The organism is Shewanella salipaludis, from assembly GCF_012911865.1.
Classification (GTDB): Bacteria; Pseudomonadota; Gammaproteobacteria; order Enterobacterales; family Shewanellaceae; genus Shewanella; species Shewanella salipaludis.
The window spans coordinates 103,168-121,949 of the sequence record NZ_JAAXYH010000007.1 but is presented as its reverse complement, the minus strand read 5'-3'; the positions used below and the strand labels follow the sequence as shown (position 1 = coordinate 121,949).

Below are 18,782 nucleotides of genomic sequence, written 5' to 3'. Positions count from 1 at the left end.
CTTTAGCTTAAACAAGAGTCAAATAAAGAAGGCGCCCGAGGGCGCCTTCTTTGTTTCGGCCGGTCGGGACTTCTGCCCCGGCCATAGGGCTCCATCAGATCGCCGGCACCTTAAACTCATGGCCCTCGAGTTCGAGGATCACATCCCTTGGACGTATCTCTACTATCCTGAGGCTTCCCTTGATGCTGTCACCTTCCTGTAACTCGGCGCCATCGACATTGAGCCAGCGCTGCGCCGGTTCACTGGAATACACATGGGCATTGATACTGAACTCGGGCACCCGCAGCTGTACCCCGGCGGGCAACTGCCCATAACTGGGAATAGCATCCGCTTTGGGGGCCACTATGGGATCGAGCTCTGGGGCCGACACGGGCTTGCTGGCCGCATGTTCATACTCGACATCTTTCAGCGCCGTCTGAAACGCGGCCACCAGATTATCCTCTTCCCGGCTCTGCACCGTTTCCAGGCCGACATCGACGGCGGCGGCACTGACCTGGCGTCTGAGGGCCTCCAGCTCGGATAAACCGCGACGATTGGCATTGGCCCCCAGCATGATAGGTTCATCGCCAGGCTCATCGACCGCGTCATAAGCATTTGCAGCCGAGACAGGCAAGGGCAGCTGCTGTGCGTAGGCGGCGCCCGGGGCAATGGCAGCGGACATAGGGTTGCCGGAAGAAGTGTCGGAAAGGGCGCCGGAAGAAGTGCCTGAGACAGGCGCAGTGGCGGCCGACCGTATCAGAGGCTGGGCCAATGGCAACGCCACCCTACCCGCCAGCCGCACGCCCGAGTTCTTGCTCTCAGGGGCGGCAGCCGGCTGGGCGCTGAGCTCTTGGGTGCTAAGTGCGGTGCTTAGCTCCTTGTTGTTTAGCTCAGTGCTTAGTTCTGGGCTTAGCTCCTGGCTTAAGTGGGGGCTGGGCCGAGCGCCAGTCTGGGATGTCACCGCCGGGTCGGCACTGTGGTTGAACTGCGCCCCGGCGGCAGGCCCGCGCAACTGGCTTAGCCCCCAGGCGGCGCCAATCCCCACGGCAATCGCCAATGCCAGCAACCCCAAGCGTCCGGCGCCGACGCCCCTGGGGGCGGCCTCGCGATACTCGGCCCTCGGGGTCAGCACGACATCCGGCAGGCTGCCGGGCACCTGTTGTTTACTGCGCATCACGGCATCGAGCAATATCGACATCAGGCTTGCCCTCCGTCTCTTGTCAGTCTAGGTCCAGCAGGGCTGAGATAGAGGTTCATCTGCTCCAGCGTCTGACTGCCGGCGATGCCATCGGCCTTGAGCCCATGCTGGCGCTGAAAGCCCTTCAATTGACGTTCAAGCTCGCTGTCGAATGTCCGCAGCACCCTGGCGCTGCGTTTGTCTATCTGAGCCAGGGCATTTTCCAGCCATTGCCACAGGGCCGGGCTCGAACTCTGGCTGATTTCCCTGGGGGCATAGTCTGGGGCTTGCCAAAATATTTCGAAGGTACCGCTGAAGTGACGATTGAACCAGTCTCTGTCGACCCAGAGCCGCTGCTCGCCCAGCTGCAGCAATATTTGCTCGCCCTCACGCTCGACCACCACACCGTAGAAGTCCTGCTGACTCTCGTCCAGCAGATACACCACCGCCGGGTAATTGAGTCTCATCAGGGACAACCAGTTGCCCTGCTGCTGGTAACAGGACAATCCCTGCTGCACCGCCGCCTGACAGGCGCTGAGCCCCTGATAGGGCACCTTGTCCCAGAGGCCGAACAGCGCGGCGAAGGCGGTATCTATGTCGCGGCTGTGGTTGATGGCATCCCTGAGCAGCCTCTGGCCCATGTCGGGTTTGGCCTGTATGGCACTGGTTCCGGCGGCGGCTGTGGCTGCGAGTGTGGCTGCGGCCGTTGCCGGCGAGGCATCGGCCGCCCCGGCGCTATCCTGTCCGGCGGCTGTGATGCCGGCATCCAAGGTTTGCCCTGTGGGCCGAGCCGCGGCCTGCGCATCGGCGCCAAACCAGGCCATTGCGCCGGCGTTGAACCAGACATAAGACAGTCCGAATGCCAAGGCCAGACTCGCCAGCAGCACTGCCGGCCATAGGTAGCTGCGCCTGGGCGGTTCCAGCCCAAGCACCTCTGTGGCGGCGGCCGTCACCATCTTGCTGTCTATCGGCAGCCTGGACTGGCCATAGCCCGCCATCAGGGCGCGCTCACAGAGTAAGTTGGTCAATCTCGGAATGCCGCCGCTGTATTTATGCAGCGCCTTGATCGCCTTGCGGTGGAATAGCGGCTCGAACCGCCCCGCCACCTGCAGCCTATGTTGCACATAGAGGCCGATCTCTTCTTCCGACAGGGGCAAGAGGTGATAACGGGCGGTAATGCGCTGAGCCAACTGCCTCAGCTCCTGGCGCCGCAGCAATTGCTGCAACTCGGGTTGGCCTATCAGTATCACCTGCAGCAACTTCTTGGTATCTGTCTCCAGATTGGTCAGCAACCTCAGCTGTTCCAGCACTTCGGGCCTGAGATGCTGGGCCTCGTCTATGATGAGCACAGTATTGCGGCCATGCTCATGGTTGGCGAGCAGGTAGCTGCTGAGCCTGTCGGTCAGCTGTTTCAGGGTCGGAGACTCGCCATAGGCTATGTGCAATTCGTCACACAGGGTGGCGAGCAACTCGAGCTCTGTCATGGACGGATTCAGGATGAAGGCGGTGTCGGTATTGGCGGGTAATTGCCCGAGCAGACAGCGGGACACTGTGGTCTTGCCCGTCCCCACTTCCCCCGTCAACAACACAAAGCCACCGGTTTCCCCCAGGCCATAGGTCAGGTGCGCCAGCGCTTCCCTATGCCTGTCGCTGAGAAATAAATAGTGGGGATTGGGTGCGATAGAAAATGGATTATCGTTCAGTCCGTAGAAGGCCTTGTACATACCGCCATTAATCCTTAATTGGAAACATCGACTCAAGGTAAAGCTAAGCGCGGGACTTGTCAAAAAATGCGCCCATGAGTCCACTGAAAACAGGGATTTTAGGCCGCATCATCACCAGAGTCCGGGTTTCGCTCTGCTCAATACATGATAAGCTTGAGCCATGATGACTCAAGAGCTTGGTTCAGTGTGAAAATATACCTAGTCGGCGGTGCCGTGCGCGATAGTTTACTCGGCCTGTCGGTCAAAGATAAAGATTACCTGGTGGTCGGCGCCACCCCGGAGGAAATGCTCGCCCTGGGTTACAAACAGGTAGGCAAAGACTTTCCCGTATTCCTGCATTCCAAGACCCAGGAAGAGTATGCCCTGGCACGCACCGAGCGCAAGACCGGCAGCGGCTACGGCGGTTTTAGCTGTGATGCCGGCAAGGGGGTCACCCTGGAGCAAGATCTGCAGCGCCGTGACCTGACCATCAACGCCATCGCCCGGGACGCCGAGGGTAAACTCCATGATCCCTATGGTGGCGTGGACGATATAGCGCAAAAAACCTTACGCCATGTGTCCCCGGCCTTCGTCGAAGATCCGCTGCGGGTGCTGCGGGTAGCCCGCTTCGCCGCCCGCTTCCATCACCTGGGCTTCAAGATCGCCGATGAGACCCTGGCGCTGATGCGCGACATCAGCCACAGCGGTGAGCTTCAAGCCCTGACGGCGGAAAGGGTATGGCTGGAAATAGACAAGAGCCTGGGCGGCGACGACCCACAGGTGTTCTTCGAGGTGCTGAGGCAATGTGATGCACTGAAGATCATACTGCCGGAACTGGATGCCCTGTTCGGGGTGCCGCAACCGCCGCAGTGGCATCCGGAAATAGATACCGGCATCCACAGCCTGATGGTAGTACAGCAGGCGGCATTGCTCACCCGGGACAAGGCGGTACGTTTCGCCGCCCTGGTGCATGACCTGGGCAAGGCACTGAGCCCGGTGGCGCACCTGCCCAAGCATCATGGCCATGGGCAGAAGGGCCTGCCGCTGATCACCGCCCTATGCGACAGGTTGCGTATCCCCAATGAATACCGGGAGCTGGCCCTCCTGGTCAGCGACCAACATCAGAATCTGCATCAGGCCTTCCTGCTCAAGCCCGAAACCCTGGTGAAGATATTCGACAAGGCAGATCTGTGGCGCAAGCCGGCGCGCCTGACGCAGCTCATCCTCGCCTGCAAGGCAGATATCCGCGGCAGGACGGGCCTGGAACAGCAGGCCTATCCCCAGGGCGACTACCTCGAGGCCTGTTTCGCGGCCGCCCTCGAAGTGGCCGTCGGCCCCATCATAGCGGCGGGTTTCAAGGGCGCAGATATCAAGTGGCAACTCCACCTCCACAGGGTCAAAGCCGTCGCCTCACTCAAGGCGGAAACTGTCGAATTAACCGCCGCCAAGGATGATTGAGGTGGCTGAATTGTGAAAAAAATACCATAAAATTGCTAACATTAGCCTTAACGCGACGCCATAACTTGCAATTGGATGAATATTCGTTAAGGTAAATAAGCGCAAGCATTAATATTCGTAGTAAATTACATTGGCTATGGCATAATCTGCCGGTTTCAGTTGCCCTGAGTACGAGTAACTGAGGCATCCAAATCCAACCTATTTTAAGGGATTTCCAAAATGAACAAAAAAGTACTGATGATTGCTGGTCTAGCAATGACTGCCCTGCTAGGTGGCTGTGCAAACACTACTGCGCTGGAAGAAAGCGTTGCTAACCTGGGTAACAAAGTTGATCAATTGTCAGCTGAAGTCGGCTCTCTGAAATCAGAGCAAAGCAAAATGTCTGCAGACGTTAGAGATGCAAAAGCAGCCTCTATGGACGCACAGGCAGAAGCTAAGCGCGCCAACGACCGTCTGGACAACATGGCTTCTTCTTACAAGAAGTAATAGTTGTCGAGATAACCTATCCAAGATAGGTTAAACGAACAGGCTCCGAGTGACATGTCGAGCGATGGCATGCTTATCGGAGCCTTTATTTTTCCCCGCGTTCCTTATCCCAAGCACAGCAATTCAGCTCACGTCATTCGGCCTTGCGTGCCGTCAGCAACATGAAGTCTATCTCCAAACCATGCCAGTCCGCCTGTTGGATCTCATGGCGCAACCTATCGCCGGCCCGCCAGGCATAAGGGGTCGTGTCCAACAGGGTCAAGACCTGCTCGCCGCTGAGATCCAGGTTGAAACTCACCCTGTCGCAGTCAGTTAGCGTCAGGCCATTGGGCAGGTTGGCGCCGAAGGGCTTCTCGGATAGATCCGGGTAAATACGCTGCTTGAGCTGCCATAGATGCCGTGGTCCGGGCGTCACCATCAGCAGCGCGCCATCGGCTTTCAGGGTACGCAGACACTCCTTCCCCTTCAGCGGCTTTTCTATCAGGGTGATGAGATCCAGGCTGTTGTCGGCCAAGGGCAACTTCTTGCCTGTGCCCAGGATCAGCATCCCCGGGGTCTTGGCCTTGGCGGCGGCAAAGATCGCATTTTCGGCGTCGGCAATTCCCAGCTGCACCGAGGGCAAGGTGCCGCCCGAGCGGCTCAGTTCGACATCCAGTGCCCGCAGATAGAAGCCTTCACCGCAATCCAGATCCAGGTGGCTCACCTCGCTCCGGCCGACGCAGGCCGAGTTCATGATGCTGGCCAGGCGCGCGACCATGGGAGCGAAGATGCCTGTCTCCAACAGGAAACGCCTGGCGCGGATCTGCTGGCGCGAGTCGCCCGTGGGCTTCTGTTTCGAGGGTTTGACAAATACCCAGTAGCCCTGCTCACTGCGATCGAAGTGGTGTTTATTCTGGCAATAAAACCCTTGGGATGCCTGGTGTTGCAGCAGCGGCTGAGCGCACACGGGACATTGGAAATTTAGCTTCATTGGCATTCCTTAAGATAAAAAAAATCGGGTACCGGACCCGATTTTCATTGGGTTAACAGTCCGCCTCAGAGGAAGACGAACCCACAGAGCAGGGCACCCAACGCCAGGCGATAGAGTACGAAAGGCATCATCCCCATACGGCTGATGATCTTCAAAAAGTAGTGGATACAGGCGTAGGCGGCCACAAAAGACACCAGAACTCCCAGTGACATGGCCTGATAATCTATCGCCTGGCCACTCTCGACCAGATCTTTGCCCACCAACATGGCGGCCCCCAGGCTGACAGGCACGGACATGAGGAAGGAAAAGCGTGCCGCCGCTTCCCGGGTCAGCCCCAACATGAGCGCCGCCGTCATGGTGGCGCCGGAGCGGGAGGTGCCGGGGATCAGGGCCATTGCCTGGGCGAAGCCTATCATGAGCGCCTTCTTCCAGCCGGACTGGTACTCACTCAACTCATGCCGGGACATCTTATCCGCCCACCAAAGCAAGAGGCCGAACACCACGGTAGTGACGGCTATTACCCCGGCGCTGCGCAGGTGGGTGGCGATGAAGTCTTTGGCGACGAAGCCGAAGAAGACCGCCGGCAGGGTCGCCAGAATGATCCACCAGGCTAACTTACTCTCGTCACACAACCGACGTTTGACCAGGCTGACCATCCAAGCCCTGGCCATGGTGAGCAGCTCATGCCTGAAGTAGAGCACCACGGCCAGCAGGGACCCGGTATTGACCGCGACATCGAAGGATAAGCCCTGATCCTCCCAGCCCAAAAGTTGTGCCGGCAAGATCAGATGCGCCGAGCTGGAAATGGGCAAAAACTCGGTCAGCCCCTGGATCAGGGCCAATATGATGACTTGAATACTATCCATGGTTATCCTATCTGGAAAAGTTATACATAGAGCGCGGCTGGCCAGGCGAATGGCACGGGCCATAATTTTTGCGCGTCTTTATCGTATTCTTGCCATAACTGGCGGTAGCTGAGTCGGGCCAGGGGGTGGACCAACTCAGGCGCCACCTCGGCCAACGGCTGCAATACGAATGCATTCTTGACGATTTCGGCCCTGGGCAGCTCCACCGGGGATTGGCAGACCAGATCATCGTAAAGCAACAGGTCGAGATCTAAGGTGCGGGGGCTGAATTTCTTGGCGCCGACGATGCGGCCGTGATTCTGCTCGATTTGTTTAAACAGCGCAACCACGGCGGCCACATCCAATTGAGTGTCGGCCACCGCCACCATGTTGAGGAAGTTGGTGCCATTGAACCCCACGGCTTCACTTTCATACACGGATGAGAGCCTCAGCCGACCGAAGTGGGCCTGCAATGCCAACAGTCCCTCGGCAATGTAACGCTGCGCTTCTATGTTGCTGCCCAGACTAATGTAAATACGTGCCATGTCTCATTCCTAACAACTTAAGCCGGGCGTCTGCTATTGTCCACGCTCTATCTCGACGCCAACGGCATCGGCATGGGGCACGGCGCCGGGCTTCATCACCCGCACCCTGACCCAGGGCACATTAAACTCCGTCATGACGCAGTCGGCAACCATCTCGGCCACTGTTTCTATCAGCTCTATGGGTTTTTCTGTGATCAAGGCGGTCAAACGATTGGACACTGTCTCGTAGCAGAGCGCGTGTTGATAATCATCATGGATCGCCGCCAACTTGTTGTCCCAGGCCATGTCGAGATCCAGCAGCAGACTCTGGTGCAACTGCTTCTCCCACTCATAAATGCCTATTATGGTGTCGACCCTGAGTCGACGTATCAAAACCTTATCCATAGCGCCTCCAAATCATCCAGACACTCGGGTCTGATAAGCTAAAACTGTTAACGCCAGTATAATCGCCGCCAATCTGAGATATTCGGTCATAGCCCTTTCTACTCGCGGCAATCCGAAGTAGGATAACGGCTAACGGAACAGAAGCTGCCAAAGTTCTCATTCCAATCAACGCCATCACATTGACGCGATGGCTTATGCTGGAGCCATATTTTTGATGTGGCGCGATAATACCTTAAGACGCGTAAGGAAACCAATTTGAGCATGATTTTACTGACCTTACTGATGCTGGTAGCCGCCTATCTGGCCGGCTCTGTTTCCAGCGCGGTTCTGGTCTGCCGGCTGCGTGGCTTGCCCGATCCCCGAACTCAAGGTTCGGGTAATCCTGGGGCGACCAATGTGCTCAGAATTGGCGGTGCCAGCTCGGCGGTCATGGTGTTGTTGTTCGACATGCTCAAAGGGGCCGTGCCCACCTATATCGCCTACCGTCTGGGCGTCGATGCCGTCGCCCTGGGATTGATCGCCATCGCCGCCTGCCTGGGACACATATACCCTATCTTCTTCGGCTTCAAAGGCGGCAAGGGCGTCGCCACCGCCTTCGGTGCCATGGCGCCCATAGGTGACGATCTGGCGCTATGCCTGCTGGCATCCTGGGTAGTGCTGGTGCTCATCAGCCGCTACTCCTCGCTGGCGGCGATCCTGACCGCCCTGCTGGCGCCCCTGTATACCTGGTGGCTCGACGACAGATTCACCATTCCGGTCGCCATGCTCTCGACCCTGATCATCATTCGCCACAAAGACAATATTCAGCGGCTGCTCAGGGGAGAAGAGAGCAAGATGTCGCGCAAGAAACACTCCACCTCGAAATAAGCCATTGAAATATTGATGTAATGCCGCATTGAGTAAAAAACCGTGCCATGGCACGGTTTTTTATTGTCTCAAGCGGGCGCATCGACCCGGGTTAATCCAGCGCGGCCAGGGTATCCAGTGGCCATCTCGGCTGCCCCTTCACCGCCAAATCCTCCTGCTGCCCTGCCCGCAATCTTTGCAGGCCGGCGTAGGCGATCATGGCGCCGTTATCGGTACAGAACTCCCCTCTGGGGTAATAGACACGGCCACCTATGCCGGCCATCATCTCAGCCAGGCTCTCGCGCAACCGGGTGTTGGCACTCACGCCACCGGCGATCACCAGGCGTTTATAGCCGGTTAACTTCAGCGCCCGGCGACACTTGATCGCCAGGGTATCGACCACGGCCTCTTCGAAGGCGCGGGCGATGTTGGCACGGGTCTGCTCGTCATCCGGCTCGGCGGCTATGGTGTTGGCGGCGAAGGTCTTCAGGCCGGAGAAGCTGAAATCCAGCCCTGGCCTGTCGGTCATGGGACGCGGGAACTTGTAACCGACACTCTCGCCCTTGGCGGCGAGCTTAGCCAGACGCGGCCCACCCGGGTAATCCAGCCCCATCAGCTTGGCCGTCTTGTCGAAGGCCTCACCGGCGGCGTCGTCGATCGACTCCCCCAGCACCTGGTACTTGCCTATGCCTTCGACATTCACCAGCATGGAATGGCCACCGGACACCAGCAGGGCGACGAAGGGGAACTCGGGCGCATCCTCTTCCAGCATGGGGGCCAGCAGATGGCCTTCCATATGATGCACCCCTATCGCCGGCTTGCCCCAGGCGAAGGCCAGCGAGCGGCCGACACACGCCCCCACCAACAGGGCACCTATGAGGCCGGGGCCCTTGGTATAGGCTATGCCGTCTATGTCATCCGGAGTGGAGCCGGCCTCGGCCAGCGCCTGCCGGATCAAGGGAATAATCTTACGCACATGATCGCGGGAAGCCAGCTCAGGCACCACGCCACCATAGTCGGCGTGCAGCTTTACCTGACTGTACAAGGCATGGGACAAGAGCCCCTGCTGGTCGTCATACACGGCGATGCCCGTCTCATCACAAGATGTTTCAATACCTAGAACCCGCATGCTGCCTCATAGTCATATCATTAATGGGCGCTGATTCTACCCTTTGATGCGCTATTACTCCAGTTGTTGCGACCACAAGCTAAACTAAGCCCAGGGCCGGTTCTGCTTTAGGGGTTTACAAGAGGTAGGCTCTCGGTATAGAATTTCGCACCATTTTAAATACACTTGGTTCGAGCAATTGAACCAGACAACCTACACCTAAGGGGTGATGGCGTATGCCAATTATTAAAGTACGTGAAAACGAACCATTCGACGTAGCTCTGCGTCGTTTCAAGCGCTCTTGTGAAAAAGCTGGTATCTTAGCCGACGTGCGTGCTCGTGAATTCTACGAGAAGCCAACTACTGCCCGTAAGCGCGCTAAAGCTGCTGCAGTTAAACGTCTTGCGAAGAAGCTTTCTCGCGAAAACGCACGTCGCGTACGTTTATACTAATCCGTTATGAGCCTAATTGATCAGCTAAAAGACCATATGAAACAAGCCATGATCGCCAAAGAGAAGGCGAGATTGGGAACTATTCGTATGGCATTAGCCGCCATTAAACAGATTGAAGTGGATACCCGCGAATCTCTGTCCGATGAGCAGGTACTAGCTGTCTTAACCAAAATGGTGAAACAGCGTCGCGATTCCATTGCTCAATTTGAAGCAGCGGGTCGCAACGACTTGGCCGAGGCCGAAGCAGCAGAGATTCAAGTCATTGAAGCTTTCCTGCCTACCCCTCTGACCGAAGCAGAAGTGGCAGACATTTTGGATGCCACTATTGCCGAAGTAGGCGCTTCTACCATGGCGGACATGGGCAAAGTAATGGGAGCATTGAAACCTAAGGTGCAAGGACGTGCAGACATGGCAGCCATAGGCGCCATGATACGTGCTAAACTGCAATAATTAGGCGTTCAGTGTATGAACAAGCCGTGCGTATGCGCGGCTTGTTTGTTTAAATTCGCGCACAGCGAGATTTTAAGCATTAATGGCAATACCTCGTGATTTTATCAATGAGCTCATCGCTCGCACCGACATAGTCGAACTTATCGATCGCAAGGTGCCCCTGAAAAAGGCGGGTAAGAATTACTCTGCCTGTTGTCCTTTTCATAACGAAAAATCACCTTCATTTACTGTTAGCCAAGACAAACAATTTTACCATTGCTTCGGTTGTGGCGCCCACGGCAACGCCATCGACTTCGTGATGGAATACGACAGACTCGAGTTTGTCGATGCGATTGAAGATTTAGCCGGTCAGCTGGGGCTGGATGTCCCGCGGGAGCAAGGCACGGGCAAGCGCCATGATAATGGCCTGAGCCGCGACCTCTACCAGCTGATGGACGAAGCCAATCTCTACTACCAGAGCCAGCTTAGGCAGCATACGGATAAGCAGAAGGTCATAGATTACCTCGAGTTTCGTGGCTTATCCGCCGAAGTCATAGCCCATTTCGGCATAGGCTTCGCGCCCGATGGCTGGGATGGCCTGCTGGGGCGTTATCGCCAGAATCAGGAAGCCCAGGATAAGCTGCTCACCGCCGGCATGCTGATCAGCAACGACAGCGGCAAACGCTACGACAGGTTTCGTGACAGGCTCATGTTTCCCATCCGCGACAGACGCGGACGGGTCGTAGGCTTCGGTGGCCGGGTACTTGGGGATGGCACCCCCAAATACTTGAACTCGCCGGAAACGCCCATATTTCATAAGGGCAATGAGCTCTACGGCCTGTATGAAGTCAGGCAGCGGCATAAAGATCCGCAGAAGATACTGATAGTCGAAGGCTATATGGATGTGGTGGCCCTCGCCCAGTTTGGCGTCGACTATGCCGTCGCCTCCCTGGGGACCTCGACCACGGCGGAGCAATTCCAATTGCTGCTGCGCAATGCCAAGGAAGTCGTCTGTTGTTATGACGGTGACAGGGCGGGTAAGGAAGCCGCCTGGCGCGCCCTGGAAACCGCCCTGCCGCTGTTGAAGCCGGGCGACCAGGTCAGTTTCATGTTCTTGCCCGAGGGCGAGGATCCCGATTCCATGGTGCGCCAGACGGGAAAGGCGGCCTTCGAAGCCATGACGGATCAGGCCCAGGCCCTGCCGACATTTTTGTTCGACACCCTGGCCAGCAAATATGGCACAGACAAGGGCACGCTCGCCAAGCAAGCCATTGCCTTGATAGAGAAAATACAGGACAGCGTGTTACAGAACCTGTTGCTGGAAAACCTGGCACATAAGCTGGGAATGAACGGCGCGGACGATCTTAAGAAAAAAATGGGCTTTCGGGTCAAACCGGCAAACCCATTGAACGCCGCAGGCCTCAAGGGACGGGGTACCCCATTGCGACTCGCCATCGCCTTGCTGGTACAACATCCGCAATTGGGAGTGGCCTTACCGCCGCAGCCTGCCTTAAGCCATATACAGATGCCAGGCATTGAAGTGCTGACACTGTTATTGGATATGACTCGAGAGCAAGCCTTAAACAGCGCACAACTACTTGAACAATTCAGAGACCATAAACATTTGGGAACACTGAAGAAATTAGCCCAATGGGACCATCAAGTGGCGGATGAAAACTTGCTCGAAAAGTTTAAGCAAACCCTGATCTGGCTGAACAATCAGTACATTGAGCAACGCTATCAGGAATTGAGTCTGAAACAGACCCATACTAAAGAAGAGAAGAGACAGCTGCTGAAGCTAATCTCGATCATGAAGGGCCTTGCCTGAGACGAAAATGTCTCGGCAATAAGCACTTGGACTAGCACACACATGTGCGCACGGCTATAATTGACGATTTGCGCGGCATCCGGCGAAGCCTGATTGCCCATCGTTGTAACAGTTACCCAACTTGGATGATATCTATGGATCATACTCCGCAGTCGCAACTCAAACTGTTGCTCGCCAAAGGTAAAGAGCAAGGTTATTTAACCTATGCAGAAGTGAACGACCACTTACCTGCAGATATGGTCGATTCCGACCAGATCGAAGATATTATCCAGATGATAAATGACATGGGTATCAGGGTGTTCGAAGAAGCCCCGGATGCCGATGACATGATGATGTCGGAAGACAACACAGACGAAGATGCGGCCGAAGAAGCCGCCGCCGCCCTGGCGACGGTAGAAAGCGAGCTGGGCCGCACCACAGATCCCGTGCGTATGTATATGCGCGAAATGGGCACGGTCGAGCTGCTGACCCGTGAAGGCGAAATTGTTATCGCCAAGCGCATCGAAGAAGGCATCAACACGGTTCAGAGTTCGGTGGCCGAATACCCGCAGGCGATCGCCATGATCCTCGAGCAATTCGACCAGTTCGAAGCCGAAGAACTGCGCCTGACCGACATCATCTCTGGATTTGTCAATCCCGATGAAGAAGATGTGGCTCCCACTGCGACCCACATAGGCTCAGAATTGTCCGACGAAGATCTCGACGACGAAGACGATGATGACGAGGATGATGAGGAAGAGGAAGAGGAAGGCGCCAAGGGACCGGATCCTGAAGAAGCCAGGGAAAAATTTGCCCAACTCAGAACCGCCTATGAGCATGCGCTGAAAGTGATCGAGGCCAAGGGCCGCGAACACCCGGAAGCCGTCGGCGCCCTGTTCGTTATAGGTGAAATCTTCAAAGAATTCCGTTTGGTACCCAAGCAATTCGACCGCCTGGTCAAGAGCATGCGCACCATGATGGACCGCGTACGGGTACAGGAACGCCTGATCCTCAAGCTATGCGTCGAACAAGCCAAGATGCCGAAGAAAAACTTCGTCAAGGCCTTCACGGGTAACGAAACCAGCCTCGACTGGTTCAACGCCGAGAAAGCCGGCACCAAGCCCTACGCCGAAGGCCTGAGAATGGTCGAAGACGACGTCATTCGCTGTCGCAGCAAACTGGCCGCCATCGAAGACGAGACGGGCCTGGTGATCGCCGGCATCAAGGACATCAACCGTCGCATGTCGATCGGTGAGGCCAAGGCACGCCGCGCCAAGAAAGAAATGGTCGAGGCCAACCTGCGTCTGGTCATTTCCATCGCCAAGAAATACACCAACCGCGGCCTGCAATTCCTGGATCTCATCCAGGAAGGCAACATAGGCCTGATGAAAGCGGTCGACAAATTCGAATACCGTCGCGGTTACAAGTTCTCCACCTATGCGACTTGGTGGATCCGTCAGGCGATTACCCGCTCTATCGCCGATCAGGCACGTACCATACGTATTCCTGTGCATATGATAGAGACGATCAACAAGCTGAACCGTATCTCACGCCAGATGCTGCAGGAAATGGGCCGCGAGCCGTCGCCCGAAGAACTGGCCGAGCGCATGATGATGCCGGAAGACAAGATACGCAAGGTGCTGAAGATAGCCAAAGAGCCTATCTCCATGGAAACCCCGATCGGTGACGATGAAGATTCGCACTTGGGTGATTTCATCGAGGATACCACCCTCGAGTTGCCGCTGGACAGCGCCACCAGCGAGAGCCTGAAAAACGCCACCCACGAAGTACTGGCAGGCCTCACCGCCCGTGAAGCCAAGGTACTGAGGATGCGTTTCGGTATCGACATGAACACGGACCACACACTGGAAGAAGTCGGCAAGCAATTCGACGTCACCCGTGAGCGTATCCGTCAGATCGAAGCCAAGGCCCTGCGCAAGCTGCGTCATCCTTCACGCTCAGAAATCCTCAAGTCGTTCCTCGACGAATAGGTTTCGGCCGACGTAAAACCCAAAGCCCTGCCAACGCGCAGGGCTTTTTTGTCAGTGCAAACAGGGACAAACAACGAAAACTGCCCACAAAACAGCTAATTTGCTCAACAGATAAGCAATCGGAACGTTTGAAGTGAATTCTCTGCAAAACACGGGTGACAAGCCCAAATAAACTTCGTATACTTCACCCCGCTTTCGACAGTGACGACTGTCTTAAGTCGGCCCCTTAGCTCAGTTGGTTAGAGCATACGACTCATAATCGTCAGGTCCCCAGTTCGAGTCTGGGAGGGGCCACCATCAGATTCAACGAAGAAGCCTGCGCAAGCAGGCTTTTTTGTACGTGAAATTCAACCCCCTCCCCCGTTCATGCTGTCGCAACTATGCCCCCTGCTTACATTAGAACACTTTCCAAGCTGTCAGTTTGGCGGTGAGCCTGGCCCAGGCAATCTACTGGAGATTTCACTTTCTTGAGCTGCCAGTGCGGTAGAGAACACTGAGTCACTCTTCTGGAACGATTATGAAACTTTCTAAGCTGCCTGTGCGGCAGAGAACGCACCGTTTTCGATCCAGTCTTCGTGATTACATTCGGTTCATCCCCGTGGGCACGGGGAACGCTACATAACAACCCGCAGGGGTGACACGTTTGACGGTTGAAACACCCCCACGCTCGTGGGGAAGACGCTCGCCACTCTGCGTCATATGACACCCTGGCGGAAACACCCCCACGCTCGTGGGGAAGACGGTTTCTCTCTATCCCCATCAGCCCCTTTACCAGAAACACCCCCACGCTCGTGGGGAAGACGACCCGAATGACACGCTGAATGTCATATCCTCAGAAACACCCCCACGCTCGTGGGGAAGACCTGGCACTTAATCCGCCGAACCTGGACGCTTTAGAAACACCCCCACGCTCGTGGGGAAGACCTTTAACTCTGGCAGATACCTGAGACTGATCTGGAAACACCCCCACGCTCGTGGGGAAGACGGCTCAACATTATAAAACCCGTCAGTGTCAGTAGAAACACCCCCACGCTCGTGGGGAAGACGGGATTATCATCTGTGCCAGATGCCGAGCCTCAGAAACACCCCCACGCTCATGGGGAAGACGGCGGCACCTTTGTGATGGTGCTGCTGGATCAGGAAACACCCCCACGCTCGTGGGGAAGACGCAATTACAACATCGAGAGCATCTTTTTGATGAGAAACACCCCCACGCTCGTGGGGAAGACTAAAACAAGCGCCGCCCGAATCAACTTTGTGTCGGAAACACCCCCACGCTCGTGGGGAAGACGCTTACGTTGGCGGGTTTGGTAGCGGCAAGACGGAAACACCCCCACGCTCGTGGGGAAGACAGCTCGATTGCGTATTCACCTGCTACCTGCTCGGAAACACCCCCACGCTCGTGGGGAAGACTTGTAAATTGTCGGCACTAAGCCTGTTAATGTAGAAACACCCCCACGCTCGTGGGGAAGACCTTAAGAAGGGTTACAGCGAATTCAACTCACAGGAAACACCCCCACGCTCGTGGGGAAGACGCAATACGCTGCTCAATTATCTGCCTGATGCCAGAAACACCCCCACGCTCGTGGGGAAGACGTGAGCAGCTTCTCCCGGCCAATGGCGACGGTGGAAACACCCCCACGCTCGTGGGGAAGACAGCCTTACCGGCGTCATGAATAGCAATCCGATGGAAACACCCCCACGCTCGTGGGGAAGACTGTTCGAATTCTATAATGTCATCGAGCATCATGGAAACACCCCCACGCTCGTGGGGAAGACAAAACAGCATTCAAACAAATCGACACTTTCGGAGAAACACCCCCACGCTCGTGGGGAAGACCAATGCGCCGCCGTCCCCTGGATAGTGCGCTCGGAAACACCCCCACGCTCGTGGGGAAGACGTTGTGACACCAGATTCAGTGGTTAGGGTGTGGGAAACACCCCCACGCTCGTGGGGAAGATGGAGTTTGCCCAGCGGCACATTTGCCGCGGCTGGAAACACCCCCACGCTCGTGGGGAAGACGAATGCGCCAAATAGTTGAGCAACTTGGCCAAGGAAACACCCCCACGCTCGTGGGGAAGACGGTTTTCTTGTAGAGGTCTTCGAGTTTCATGGCGAAACACCCCCACGCTCGTGGGGAAGACGAGCTGGTGGAGGGTTGGGACTTTGATAATAAGGAAACACCCCCACGCTCGTGGGGAAGACCGGCTCGCCAGCCAGCGACCAGACCCCTGCATAGAAACACCCCCACGCTCGTGGGGAAGACCTTGAGATCTCGGAGAAATTCAACGCCTGGCTGGAAACACCCCCACGCTCGTGGGGAAGATCCGATTTAGGGATGCCAGTAAATACACGGTTGAGAAACACCCCCACGCTCGTGGGGAAGACTGAAAGCAAGCGCCGCCGCTGCACATGCTCATAGAAACACCCCCACGCTCGTGGGGAAGACTCATCGATTCGAATCCGCTCTGCAACTGCTGAGGAAACACCCCCACGCTCGTGGGGAAGACAATCCTCGTGACTGATAACTGATGCTGACATGAGAAACACCCCCACGCTCGTGGGGAAGACGCTGTTGAGTGCTTAAGTTCGTGCTCGCCTGTGGAAACACCCCCACGCTCGTGGGGAAGACTCCACCGCATCCCCGGCCTGAGAGGCCAGGTCGGAAACACCCCCACGCTCGTGGGGAAGACACCAACATATTGTTAAAGAGCCTTAATTACAACCCCATATCTTGGGATTTTCAGTTTTTTAGGGTTTCAATCACCAGTTGAAGGCCGGACAGCTCCAAGAGCTTCTTTTTGGTCGGGCCTATGGTTCGAATTTCATAACCCGGAGGCCTTGACGTAGAGCGGAAAATCATCACACCCGACTCGGGCGGGCAATGCTGATAGAGGTAGTCGATTACGGTCTTGGCAACCGAGTCCTTAACCCCGGAAACAAAAACATTCGTCCGGGGTTCCACAAACCACAACTTCATTCGCCCTCGGACTGCCGGGGGAAGATTATTTGCCACGACGACGAGCATGCTTTCCCCCCAACATATCGGGTATATCCTCGGCCAACTTGGCCAGCAGATCCATGTCGATGACTCGCTCACGAAACGCAGCAGACACTTTGTGTTTGTTGTAACGCCCGGCCATATCGCGCGTCAGGGAGAAGGCCAGATCAATACACAACTCTTCTTTATAAAGATCGGCCAAGTCATAGATAAACGGTAAAGGGCTGCCGGAGTGGATAAAGCCGATGTGCGGGGAATAGCCCATACTGTGAACCGCCGAGCTAAGGATGCCATACAAGGCAGCATTGCTGGCGGTCAGTACCTGGTTGGTGATATCGCCGAGATCGAATTTTCCGGGAACAAACTTCCGCCCTTTCCAGCCAACCTGATACTCCTCCGCCTTAGCCTGATAGAGCGCCCTGACCCTATAGCCTTCCATACCCATCATTTCCTTGAGCGATTTCCCCTGCAAGTCAGCATCAGGAAAGCGCCGGGCATACATACGCCGCGCTACTTCCACCGATTTCTCCGGATCAGCAGCCAATTCTATTTGCTGCTTCAGATTACGAGTGTCTGCCGTCGGAAGAAAACCTGCTGCATAAAACAGCAAGCTATCCTCACCCACCCAGCAAACTGCACAATTGGCGGCTGTTGCCGTTTTGATGGCTTCATGGGTAACGGTAGTACCCGGCCCCAATAACAGGGCATTCAGAGTGGCCACCGGCAACGGCACGACATTGGCTTCAGAATCAATCCATTTAATGCTGCTGTCGTCAATTTCCAGCCTTCCCCGCTCCAGATACAGGAATGGGTACTTGTCCTTAACCTGCGGTAAGGACTCCCGGGTTACCTTGACAAATAACCGTTGCCCTGTGGCCATAGATCACTCCATTCTCAGTACGCTCACACGGCGGTCGCGGTATTGCTTGTGCTCGCCGAATTGCAGCGGCACGTCATTCAGGGTCAACACCTCCCCGTCATGCTCGCCCTGCAGTACACGGAACGACAACTGGCGCTGCTTTTCCTGCGCTAATTGTCCGGCTTTTTCCATTGCGAGATGGATATCCGCATGGACGCCCTGGCAAATGAACTCGGTAGGCACACAGTTCTTGCGCCCCAGATACAGATCCCAAACCGGATTGTGCAAAGCTTCTGCAACAGCGTGCAGTTCCTTCTCCGGCCCCTGCAGAGCTACGGCAAACGCCATATCCTGCAGGTAATAGCGATAAGTCATTTTGGTGCCACCGCCTACCGCTTTTTTGCCGTCGCTGGTTTTCGGGATCAGTAAATTGGCCCAGGGATCCTGACCATCGTAGCCACTGCCGACCATGTGGAAATCCCGCAGCAATGGCTGCCGTGGCTGCGCTTTACCCTGCCGGTCGGCGCGAACATAGGCCGCCACCTGCATATCCTGGTCGGCCCAGCGCGCCAGCCACTCGGTTTGTTCGCCTGCCACACCTCTGGCACAGCAGAGCAAGCCGAGCACACCGGACTTGGTCGGGAAATCCAGGCTGTCGCGCCGCCCGAATTTGGAGTCATGCCCCCAGGACTGGAGTGGAGCTTCCAGCCAGAGCAGTAGATAAGGTTTGCTCATGACATG

Annotated in this window: 17 protein-coding genes, 1 tRNA gene and 1 CRISPR repeat array; of the genes, 8 read left to right on the top strand and 10 right to left on the bottom strand. The window is 56.2% G+C overall.

Going from position 1 to position 18,782, the window contains the following annotated elements; genetic code table 11:
• Positions 1 to 94 precede the first annotated feature (94 nt).
• Together HC757_RS11305 and HC757_RS11300 are read right to left on the bottom strand one after the other, a co-directional pair.
• Positions 95 to 1,177: a general secretion pathway protein GspB gene (locus HC757_RS11305; protein ID WP_169564481.1), complete on the bottom strand. Its 1,083-nt coding sequence runs from the start codon at positions 1,175 to 1,177 to the stop codon at positions 95 to 97.
• Positions 1,177 to 2,880, bottom strand: a complete 1,704-nt coding sequence (locus tag HC757_RS11300; protein WP_169564480.1) for an ExeA family protein — start codon at positions 2,878 to 2,880, stop codon at positions 1,177 to 1,179. Before HC757_RS11300 ends, HC757_RS11305 begins: the two co-directional genes overlap by 1 nt.
• 186 nt (positions 2,881 to 3,066) lie before the next feature.
• On the opposite strand from HC757_RS11300, the gene HC757_RS11295 reads away from it, so the two are divergent.
• Entirely contained in the window at positions 3,067 to 4,317 is a 1,251-nt protein-coding gene (locus HC757_RS11295) for a multifunctional CCA addition/repair protein (protein ID WP_169564479.1), read from the top strand.
• A 219-nt stretch (positions 4,318 to 4,536) separates the two neighbouring features.
• Positions 4,537 to 4,803, top strand: coding sequence for an Lpp/OprI family alanine-zipper lipoprotein (locus tag HC757_RS11290; protein ID WP_169564478.1), 267 nt, complete (start codon positions 4,537 to 4,539; stop codon positions 4,801 to 4,803).
• Between the two features lie 133 nt (positions 4,804 to 4,936).
• Here the strand turns inward: HC757_RS11290 and HC757_RS11285 are convergent, their stop codons facing one another.
• From HC757_RS11285 to folB, 4 genes are all read right to left on the bottom strand, one after another.
• On the bottom strand, positions 4,937 to 5,773 hold the full coding sequence (locus HC757_RS11285) for a putative RNA methyltransferase (protein WP_169564477.1): 837 nt from the start codon (positions 5,771 to 5,773) through the stop codon (positions 4,937 to 4,939).
• Positions 5,774 to 5,838: 65 nt separating this feature from the next.
• The gene (locus tag HC757_RS11280; protein WP_169564476.1) at positions 5,839 to 6,639 is read right to left on the bottom strand and encodes an undecaprenyl-diphosphate phosphatase; all 801 of its coding nucleotides are present in this window, start codon (positions 6,637 to 6,639) and stop codon (positions 5,839 to 5,841) included.
• A gap of 20 nt (positions 6,640 to 6,659) precedes the next feature.
• Positions 6,660 to 7,163 (bottom strand): 2-amino-4-hydroxy-6-hydroxymethyldihydropteridine diphosphokinase, encoded by a 504-nt coding sequence (gene folK, locus HC757_RS11275; RefSeq protein ID WP_169564475.1) that lies wholly within the window; start codon positions 7,161 to 7,163, stop codon positions 6,660 to 6,662.
• A 33-nt stretch (positions 7,164 to 7,196) separates the two neighbouring features.
• The gene (gene folB / locus HC757_RS11270) at positions 7,197 to 7,547 is read right to left on the bottom strand and encodes a dihydroneopterin aldolase (protein WP_169564474.1); all 351 of its coding nucleotides are present in this window, start codon (positions 7,545 to 7,547) and stop codon (positions 7,197 to 7,199) included.
• 261 nt (positions 7,548 to 7,808) lie between these two features.
• Here folB and plsY point away from each other — a divergent pair, with 261 nt between their 5' ends.
• Entirely contained in the window at positions 7,809 to 8,414 is a 606-nt protein-coding gene (gene plsY, locus HC757_RS11265) for a glycerol-3-phosphate 1-O-acyltransferase PlsY (RefSeq protein ID WP_425313963.1), read from the top strand.
• Between the two features lie 91 nt (positions 8,415 to 8,505).
• Here plsY and tsaD read toward each other — a convergent pair whose 3' ends face one another.
• The gene (gene tsaD / locus HC757_RS11260) at positions 8,506 to 9,522 is read right to left on the bottom strand and encodes a tRNA (adenosine(37)-N6)-threonylcarbamoyltransferase complex transferase subunit TsaD (RefSeq protein WP_169564472.1); all 1,017 of its coding nucleotides are present in this window, start codon (positions 9,520 to 9,522) and stop codon (positions 8,506 to 8,508) included.
• Between the two features lie 215 nt (positions 9,523 to 9,737).
• On the opposite strand from tsaD, the gene rpsU reads away from it, so the two are divergent.
• The 5 genes from rpsU (at position 9,738) to HC757_RS11235 (ending at position 14,477) form a co-directional block, all read left to right on the top strand.
• A complete protein-coding gene (gene rpsU / locus HC757_RS11255; protein ID WP_006080725.1) occupies positions 9,738 to 9,953 on the top strand; it encodes a 30S ribosomal protein S21 in 216 nt (71 codons plus the stop codon).
• A gap of 6 nt (positions 9,954 to 9,959) precedes the next feature.
• Positions 9,960 to 10,403 (top strand): GatB/YqeY domain-containing protein, encoded by a 444-nt coding sequence (locus HC757_RS11250; protein WP_169564471.1) that lies wholly within the window; start codon positions 9,960 to 9,962, stop codon positions 10,401 to 10,403.
• Positions 10,404 to 10,485: 82 nt separating this feature from the next.
• The gene (gene dnaG / locus HC757_RS11245; RefSeq protein ID WP_169564470.1) at positions 10,486 to 12,210 is read left to right on the top strand and encodes a DNA primase; all 1,725 of its coding nucleotides are present in this window, start codon (positions 10,486 to 10,488) and stop codon (positions 12,208 to 12,210) included.
• A gap of 134 nt (positions 12,211 to 12,344) precedes the next feature.
• Positions 12,345 to 14,180 (top strand): RNA polymerase sigma factor RpoD, encoded by a 1,836-nt coding sequence (gene rpoD, locus HC757_RS11240; RefSeq protein ID WP_211164380.1) that lies wholly within the window; start codon positions 12,345 to 12,347, stop codon positions 14,178 to 14,180.
• 220 nt (positions 14,181 to 14,400) lie between these two features.
• Positions 14,401 to 14,477, top strand: a tRNA-Ile gene (locus HC757_RS11235).
• Positions 14,478 to 14,832: 355 nt separating this feature from the next.
• A CRISPR array of direct repeats spans positions 14,833 to 16,874; the repeat unit is 28 nt; unit sequence GAAACACCCCCACGCTCGTGGGGAAGAC.
• Positions 16,875 to 16,924: 50 nt separating this feature from the next.
• On the opposite strand, the gene cas2e is transcribed toward HC757_RS11235, so the two are convergent.
• From cas2e to cas5e, 3 genes are read right to left on the bottom strand one after another with little or no spacing between them, the layout of a single operon-like run.
• The gene (cas2e, locus tag HC757_RS19185; RefSeq protein WP_425313962.1) at positions 16,925 to 17,161 is read right to left on the bottom strand and encodes a type I-E CRISPR-associated endoribonuclease Cas2e; all 237 of its coding nucleotides are present in this window, start codon (positions 17,159 to 17,161) and stop codon (positions 16,925 to 16,927) included.
• A 25-nt stretch (positions 17,162 to 17,186) separates the two neighbouring features.
• Positions 17,187 to 18,062: a type I-E CRISPR-associated endonuclease Cas1e gene (gene cas1e / locus HC757_RS11225; protein ID WP_169564467.1), complete on the bottom strand. Its 876-nt coding sequence runs from the start codon at positions 18,060 to 18,062 to the stop codon at positions 17,187 to 17,189.
• Positions 18,063 to 18,065: 3 nt separating this feature from the next.
• Positions 18,066 to 18,776 (bottom strand): type I-E CRISPR-associated protein Cas5/CasD, encoded by a 711-nt coding sequence (cas5e, locus tag HC757_RS11220; RefSeq protein WP_169564466.1) that lies wholly within the window; start codon positions 18,774 to 18,776, stop codon positions 18,066 to 18,068.
• Positions 18,777 to 18,782 lie beyond the last annotated feature (6 nt).